Annotated in this window: 1 protein-coding gene; it reads right to left on the bottom strand. The window is 60.8% G+C overall.

What is annotated here, in order from left to right; all coding sequences use genetic code 11:
* A partial coding sequence (gene psbD, locus DXY10_RS06865; protein WP_115017685.1) for a photosystem II D2 protein (photosystem q(a) protein) occupies window positions 1–1,040 on the bottom strand: 1,040 nt, incomplete at its 3' end.
* Window positions 1,041–1,043 lie beyond the last annotated feature (3 nt).

Here is a 1,043-nt window from a genome sequence, read left to right as displayed (position 1 = left end):
CGGGGCAGAACCTCTTCAGGGAAGACGAAGTTTTCGTGCGGCTGGTCAGCCGGTGCCATCCAGGCACGCAGACCTTCATTCAGAAGGACGTTCTTGGTGTAGAAGGTCTCGAATTCGGGATCTTCTGCAGCGCGGATTTCCTGAGACACGAAGTCATAGGCGCGCAGGTTGAGGGCCAGGCCGACGATGCCGATGGCGCTGGTCCACAGCCCCATCACAGGCACGAACAGCATGAAGAAGTGCAGCCAGCGCTTGTTGGAGAAGGCGATCCCGAAGATCTGGCTCCAGAAGCGGTTGGCGGTGACCATCGAATAGGTCTCTTCTTCCTGGGTGGGCTCGAACGCCTTGAAGGTATTGGACTGCTCGCCATCCTCAAACAGGGTGTTTTCCACGGTGGCGCCGTGAATGGCGCAGAGCAGTGCGCCGCCGAGGATGCCGGCCACGCCCATCATGTGGAAGGGGTTGAGGGTCCAGTTGTGGAAGCCCTGGAGGAAGAGGAGGAAGCGGAAGATCGCTGCCACCCCAAAACTGGGAGCAAAGAACCAGCTGCTCTGGCCGAGGGGGTACATCAGGAAAACACTGACGAACACCGCAATCGGACCGGAGAAGGCGATGGCGTTGTAAGGACGAATGCCGACCAGACGGGCGATTTCGAACTGACGCAGCATGAAGCCGATCAGTGCGAAGGCGCCGTGCAGGGCCACGAAGGCCCAGAGGCCGCCGAGCTGGAACCAGCGAACGAAGTCGCCCTGGGCCTCAGGGCCCCAGAGCAGCAGAAGGCTGTGACCCATCGCATCAGCGGGGGTGGACACAGCAGCGGTGAGGAAGTTGCAACCTTCCAGGTACGACGAGGCAATGCCGTGGGTGTACCAAGAGGTGACAAAGGTGGTGCCTGTCAGCCAGCCACCGATGGCCAGATAGGCCGTTGGGAAGAGAAGGATGCCGGACCAGCCGACAAAAACGAAGCGGTCGCGCTTGAGCCAATCATCGAGGACGTCGAACCATCCCCGCTGAGGCGCGCGTCCTACAGCGATCGTCATGAG

The organism is Synechococcus sp. UW140 (assembly GCF_900474295.1).
Classification (GTDB): domain Bacteria; phylum Cyanobacteriota; class Cyanobacteriia; order PCC-6307; family Cyanobiaceae; genus Synechococcus_C.
Note: the sequence above shows the minus strand (reverse complement) of the source record. Positions and strands in the feature narration are given on the sequence as shown.